Source organism: Paenibacillus sp. J22R232 (assembly GCF_056269165.1).
This window is the reverse complement of the sequence record NZ_JBWDNK010000005.1, coordinates 507,756-514,186: the sequence shown is the minus strand read 5'-3', so window position 1 is coordinate 514,186 and position 6,431 is coordinate 507,756. Positions and strand designations below refer to the sequence as shown.

Below are 6,431 nucleotides of genomic sequence, written 5' to 3'. Positions count from 1 at the left end.
TACGAACGATTGCAGAAAAAGCTAAACGGCCTCAGTCCTATTGAATTTAGGGCTAAGGCCGCTTCATAGATCTTTATTTTTTGTACTGTCTACTTGACGGGGTTCAGTTCAAGTAGAGGTTGGCCTTTTTGCATGCGGACTAAATTTTCATTAGCGCGAGCTGAAGGGACGGCGTCGGTTTCCGGTGACGGCACGGACAACCGGGGGCCGAACGCTCAGGTATTGATAGAACAAGCTGCTAGAAGGATGGAATTTGCTCAAACCATGGATTTCCTCTTTATATTTGTATGGAAAGGATACAAAACCACTTATTTTATTTCCGTTTATGTTTGAAATATATATATTCAAAAACAAACAAATATGATATGATGCAATCAAACAAATACAAAACAACATTCGGAGGTATATCCATGGTACAAAGTTTATGGGAAAACGAGAAAGCAGCACAGCTTGAAGGCGGACTTGCCGAGCTAGTCTACCGTTCCAACATTATCGGCGCGGATCGCCGCGTATGCAATTTCGGCGGCGGCAATACATCCACCAAAACAACGGTTAAGGATTTCCGCGGTCGCGACGTTGAAGTAATGTATGTAAAGGGCAGCGGCTCCGATCTTGCCTCGATGAAAGCAGGCAACTTTACAGGTCTTCGCATGGATGATATCCGTCCGTTATTCGAGCGCTCTGAAATGCCGGATGAGGAAATGGTTGCTTACCTCGTCAATTGCATGATCGATTCGAAGCATCCGCGCGCATCCATCGAAACGCTGCTGCATGCTTTCCTGCCTTTCAAACATGTGGACCATACACATCCGGATTCCATAATCAGCCTCTGCTGCGCCGACAACGGCAAAGCGCTTGCGAAAGAAATTTTCGGCGACCGTTTCGTATGGGTGCCTTATGTCCGTCCCGGCTTTAATCTTTCCAAAATGATCGCTGAAGGCGTTCTTGCGAATCCGAATGCCGAGCTTGTGCTTATGGAGAAGCATGGTCTTGTTACTTGGGGCGAAACGAGCGAGGAATGCTACGCGCAGACGATCAAAATTATTTCCGAAGCAGAAGCTTTCATTGAATCCCGCTTTGATGAAGCGTCGCTGTTCGGCGGCGTGAAATACGAAGTGCTTGAATCCGAAGCGCGCAGAAGCGTAGCCGCACAAGTAATGCCAACGATTCGCGGAGCGGTAAGCGATGCGAAAAAAATGATCCTAACCTTCGACGATGAAGCGGATGTGCTGGCGTTCGTAAGCGGCCAAGATTCACCGCAATTGTCCCAAGTCGGCGCGGCTTGCCCGGATCACCTCGTACATACGAAGGTTGTTCCGCTATTTATCGACTGGACGCCGAATGCAGAGGATATCGATGGCTTGAAGGCGAAATTGTCTGAAGGCATCGCAGCATACAAAGAGCAATACAAAGCATACTTCGAGCGCAACAAAAATGAAGGCGACGTGATGTTCGAAGCAGCGCCGCGCGTCATTCTTATTCCTGGTATCGGCATGATCAATACAGGCAAAAGCTGGGCAATGGCTCAGGTTAGCGGCGCGCTTTACCACCGCGCGATTGCAGTTATGCGCGGCGCAACGGCGCTTGGCGATTTCGTGTCGCTTAGCGAGAATGAGTCATACAACGTGGAATATTGGCCGCTTGAGCTTTACAAATTGTCGTTAGCTCCCGCAGAAACGGAATTTTCACGCAAGGTTGCCTTCATCACTGGCGGCGCTGGCGGTATCGGAAGCGAAACGGCTCGCCGCCTTGTATCTGAAGGCGCGCATGTCGTGCTAGCCGATCTTAATTTGGAAGGCGCACAAAAGGTCGCGGCGGAAATTAATGAAAAATACGGCGATCACCGCGCAACGGCTGTCAAAATGGACGTAACGAGCGAGGAGCAGGTAACCGCTGCTTACGCGGAAACGGCACTTGCTTACGGCGGCGTGGATATTATCGTCAACAATGCGGGTCTTGCAACCTCAAGCCCGTTCGACGAAACCTCTCTGAAAGAGTGGAACCTGAACATGAACGTGCTCGGCACGGGTTATTTCCTCGTAGCGCGCGAAGCGTTCAAAATGATGAAGCAGCAAAGCATTGGCGGGAATATGGTTTTCATCGGCTCCAAAAACTCCGTATACGCAGGCAAAAATGCTTCCGCATACAGCGCTGCCAAAGCGCTTGAAGCACATCTTGCCCGCTGTATCGCAGCTGAAGGCGGAGAGTTCGGCATTCGCGTAAACACGATTTTGCCGGATGCGATCCTGCAGGGCTCGGCGATCTGGAACGGCAGCTGGCGCAATGAGCGCGCTGCGGCTTACGGCATTGAGCCGGACCAACTGGAAGAATACTACCGCAAGCGTACGACGCTGCTCGTAAACATCTACCCGCGCGACATCGCGGAAGGCATCGCATTTTTTGCTTCCTCGAAAGCGGATAAAACAACGGGCTGCATGCTGACCATTGATGGCGGCGTACCCGCAGCGTTTACGCGATAGGAGGAAGAGAGCGATATGTTTCAAGCGCGAGGAGAAAAGCATTGGTATATCCCGGACGGCTTTATTCCGCCGGACAGCACGGGAGCGCTCGTCAGCCATGAATCGGTTTGCGTGCTGAACTGTTCCTCCGAAGAAGCACTTATCCGTTTTACGATTTATTTCGAGGATCGCGAGCCGCTTGAAGACATATTGGTCGTTGTGCAAGGCAGGCGCACGAAACATATCCGTACGAGCTCTCTGATGAAGGAAGGGACGCCAATTCCAATTGGCGTTCCTTACGCCATCGAGGTACAGAGCGATATTCCGATTATTGTGCAGTACAGCCGTCTGGATTCGACACAAGCAGAGAACACGCTGATGTCAACGATGGCTTTTCCAATGAAATAATTAACCATACTTGAAATGAAATAACCAACCACATACTTGAAAGGGTGTTTAATATGTCCGATCGCGCATACGCGTTTTTTGAGGAGCAGCAGAAGGCTAGAGGCATTAACATAGATGAAGTAAAAGCAAGATTGAAAGCGCTCAAAATCGAAACCCCTTCATGGGGCTACGGAGATTCCGGAACCCGCTTCAAAGTATTCCAGAAGGAAGGCGTGCCCCGCAACCCGTTCGAAAAATTCGATGACGCGGCTCAGGTGCACAAGCTTACCGGAATCGCGCCATCCGTTGCTATTCATATTCCATGGGATAAGGTTGATGACTACGGCAAGCTTAAAAACCATGCAGAGAGCCTCGGCCTCTCGATTGGCGCAGTGAATCCGAACCTTTTTCAGGACGAGGATTACATGCTGGGCAGCGTCACCAATTCCGATGCGGCTATTCGCCGCAAAGCAACGAATCATTTGCTGGAATGCGTAGACATTGCGAAGGAAACCGGCTCCAAAGAATTCAGCTTGTGGTTTGCCGACGGTACGAATTACCCGGGCCAAGGACATATTCGCAAGCGCAAGGCTTGGATGCAGGAAGCGCTGGCGGAGATGTACGGCGCTTTGTCTCCTGACATGCGCCTGCTTATTGAATACAAATGCTTCGAGCCGGCATTCTACCATACGGATCTTGCCGATTGGGGCATGGCTTACAATCTTGCGCAGAAACTTGGACCGCAGGCGGAAGTGCTTGTTGATACGGGCCATCATTTGCCGGGAGCCAATATTGAGCATATCGTTGCTTACCTGCTTGATGAGAAGCGCCTAGGCGGCTTCCACTTCAACAGCCGCAAATACGCCGATGATGATCTTATCGTAGGTACCGTGAATCCATATGAGCTGTTCCTTATTTTCTATCAAATTCTTAGCGCCGCAGGCGATTCCGACGCGGGCGTTCGCCAAAATGCGGAGAGCATTACCTACATGATCGACCAATCTCACAACATCGAGCAAAAGATTCCTGCGATGCTGCGTTCGGTTCTTAATGTGCAGACACAGCTTGCCAAAGCGCTGCTCATCAACCATGACGAAGTAAACGAGGCAGCTGAGCGCCATGACGTCCTCGGCGCGGAAGATGCCGTTCGCCGCGCTTTCGAGTTCGACGTTACCCCATTGCTGCACGCGATTCGCGAAGAGCAAGGCTTGCCGCATGATCCGATGAAAGCATACCTTAGCAGCAGCTACGGCAAGGATATTTTGGCGAGAGGCAAGGGTGGTGCCAGCTGGTGACCATCCTCGCCTTTGATCTCGGGGCGAGCAGCGGTAGAGCACTGCTCGGCCGGTTGGATAACGGCAAGATCGAGGTTGAAGAGCTGCACCGGTTCCCGAATGATCCGGTGCAGGTCGGCGACCGGCTGCAATGGGATATTTTGCGGCTGCTTCATGAGCTGAAACAAAGCCTGCTTAAGGTAAAGCATCGGGAAATTGAGCTGCAAAGTCTGGCGATCGATTCATGGGCGGTTGATTTTGGCTTAATCGGAAGCAATGGCGAGCTGCTCGGCAACCCATACCATTACCGGGACCATCATACGGACGGCGTTATGGAGCAGGTAGCTGGCGAGCTGAACGCATCTGCTATTTTTGAGAAAACCGGCATTCAATTCCTCCCGTTTAATACGATTTACCAGCTGGCCGCATTGAAAAAAGCAGATTCGCCGCTGCTGCGGGACGCGAAGCATTTCCTCATGATACCGGACCTGCTTCGTTACTTTTTGACCGGTGACATGTATAATGAGTTTTCGAATGCAACAACGACCCAGCTGTACAATCCGCTAACGGAAAGCTGGGATGCGGAGCTGATCCAAGCGATTGGTCTTTCGCCTGATCTATTCGGCAATGTCGTCCAGCCTGGCGCTCAAGTAGGCAGTCTGAGGGCCTCCCTTTGCGAGGAGCTTGGCATCGAATCCGTTCCGGTCTATGCCGCGGCAGAGCATGATACGGGATCTGCCGTTGCGGCAGTGCCTGCTCTGGATCGATCATTCGCCTATTTAAGCTGCGGCACCTGGTCGCTAATGGGAACGGAAGTTGATGCGCCTGTCATTAATGAGCTCGCGCAGCAATTGAATTTCACCAATGAAGGCGGAGCCTATGGGACCTTCCGCCTGCTTAAAAACATTATGGGCCTTTGGGTACTGCAGGAATGCAGGCGTGCGTGGGAGCGGGCAGGAATTTCCTACACCTTTCCCGAATTAGTTAAGCTAGCCGATGAGGCAGAGCCATTCGGTGCATTCATTGATCCCGATGATCCATTATTTCTCCATCCGGGCGATATGCCGGCTCGCATTGCCGAATATTGTCTGCGTACGGGCCAAAAGCCGCCCGAAAGCAATGGAGCGATAGTACGCTGCGTCCTAGAGAGCTTGGCGCTGAAATATCGTTACGTGCTTGAGCTTACCGAGCAATTGTCCGGTCAAGCTTTTGGCGGGCTTCATATGGTTGGCGGCGGCATTCAAAACACGCTGCTGTGCCAGTGGACGGCGAATGCGATCGGGAAGCCGGTTTGGGCAGGGCCTGTCGAGGGCAGTGCCATCGGCAATCTGGTTGTACAGTGGATTGCAAGCGGAGAACTGGCAGATATTTGGGAAGCACGCAGAGTGATTCGGGATTCGTTCCCGGTTGACACCTATGAACCGGAGCAGCCCGAAGCGTGGGAGAAAGCATACGGAACATTTAGAGAAAAGACGGGAATCGCTTAATCGGCGAATTTAAATATAAGCTAGGAAGAGGTACGCTATGCTGGTCCATGAACGATACGACAAAATTGTACAGCTGGTAAATGAGAGAGGCAGCATCCGTGTAACGGAGCTGAGCGAGCTATGTCAGGTGACCGAGGAAACGATTCGTCGCGATCTGGACCGCTTGGAGCAAGCCGGACGTTTGCGCCGATCCCATGGCGGTGCGGTAAGCGTAAAGGACCAGCAGCCGGAAATTCCGTATTTTGAGCGCGAGATTGCGCAAGCGGAAGAGAAGAAGAGAATTGCGGAGGAAGCGATCAAGCTTATTCTTCCGAAGGACCGTATTCTGCTCGACGCAAGCTCGACGGCTTGGTATATGGCGGCAAGCATGCCCGATATTCCGCTTACGGTGCTCACGAACTCGATTAAAGTAGCGATGGAGCTGAGCGGCAAGGAGAAAATCGAGGTGATCTCGACTGGCGGGATATTGGCTTCGCGTTCGCTATCGTATGTCGGTCCGCTAGCCGAGCGTTCCCTTGATGCTTATCATGTCGACAAAGCGTTCTTCTCGTGCAAAGGCGTTCATCTGGAACGCGGAGTTAGCGAGTCGAATGAGCTGCAGGCACGGATTAAGCATAAAATGGTCGGCATGGCCGATCAGGTGATTTTGCTTGCGGATTCGAGCAAGTTCGGCGTTCAAGCGTTCACGCATGTGGCCGACCTAAGCGAAGTTGATGCGATTATTACGGATAGGCGCTTATCGCAAGAACTGCTCATGCAGCTCAAGGAGAAGCAAATAACGGTTACAACGGTTTAGCATACCGGCGCGGCGCCTGCTTCGGCAG

Annotated in this window: 5 protein-coding genes; all 5 read left to right on the top strand. The window is 51.9% G+C overall.

What is annotated here, in order from left to right; all coding sequences use genetic code 11:
* The first annotated feature begins 410 nt into the window (after positions 1-410).
* From AC0YN3_RS19035 to AC0YN3_RS19015, 5 genes are read left to right on the top strand one after another with little or no spacing between them, the layout of a single operon-like run.
* Positions 411-2,480, top strand: a complete 2,070-nt coding sequence (locus AC0YN3_RS19035) for a bifunctional aldolase/short-chain dehydrogenase (protein WP_475776522.1) — start codon at positions 411-413, stop codon at positions 2,478-2,480.
* A gap of 15 nt (positions 2,481-2,495) precedes the next feature.
* Complete coding sequence (locus AC0YN3_RS19030) at positions 2,496-2,867, top strand: sensory rhodopsin transducer (RefSeq protein WP_475776521.1); 372 nt, start codon at positions 2,496-2,498, stop codon at positions 2,865-2,867.
* Between the two features lie 53 nt (positions 2,868-2,920).
* Positions 2,921-4,141 carry an L-rhamnose isomerase gene (gene rhaI / locus AC0YN3_RS19025; protein ID WP_475776520.1) on the top strand — a complete coding sequence of 407 codons (1,221 nt, stop codon included), beginning with the start codon at positions 2,921-2,923 and terminating at the stop codon, positions 4,139-4,141.
* Positions 4,138-5,607: a rhamnulokinase gene (locus AC0YN3_RS19020; protein ID WP_475776519.1), complete on the top strand. Its 1,470-nt coding sequence runs from the start codon at positions 4,138-4,140 to the stop codon at positions 5,605-5,607. The genes rhaI and AC0YN3_RS19020 overlap by 4 nt, the downstream gene beginning before the upstream one ends.
* Before the next feature lie 37 nt (positions 5,608-5,644).
* A complete protein-coding gene (locus tag AC0YN3_RS19015) occupies positions 5,645-6,403 on the top strand; it encodes a DeoR/GlpR family DNA-binding transcription regulator (protein ID WP_475776518.1) in 759 nt (252 codons plus the stop codon).
* Positions 6,404-6,431: the final 28 nt, after the last annotated feature.

Coding starts and splice junctions, on each gene's coding strand:
- AC0YN3_RS19035 (WP_475776522.1), top strand. CDS start 411: ATGGTACAAAGTTTATGGGAAAACGAGAAAGCAGCACAGCTTGAAGGC.
- AC0YN3_RS19030 (WP_475776521.1), top strand. CDS start 2,496: ATGTTTCAAGCGCGAGGAGAAAAGCATTGGTATATCCCGGACGGCTTT.
- rhaI (WP_475776520.1), top strand. CDS start 2,921: ATGTCCGATCGCGCATACGCGTTTTTTGAGGAGCAGCAGAAGGCTAGA.
- AC0YN3_RS19015 (WP_475776518.1), top strand. CDS start 5,645: ATGCTGGTCCATGAACGATACGACAAAATTGTACAGCTGGTAAATGAG.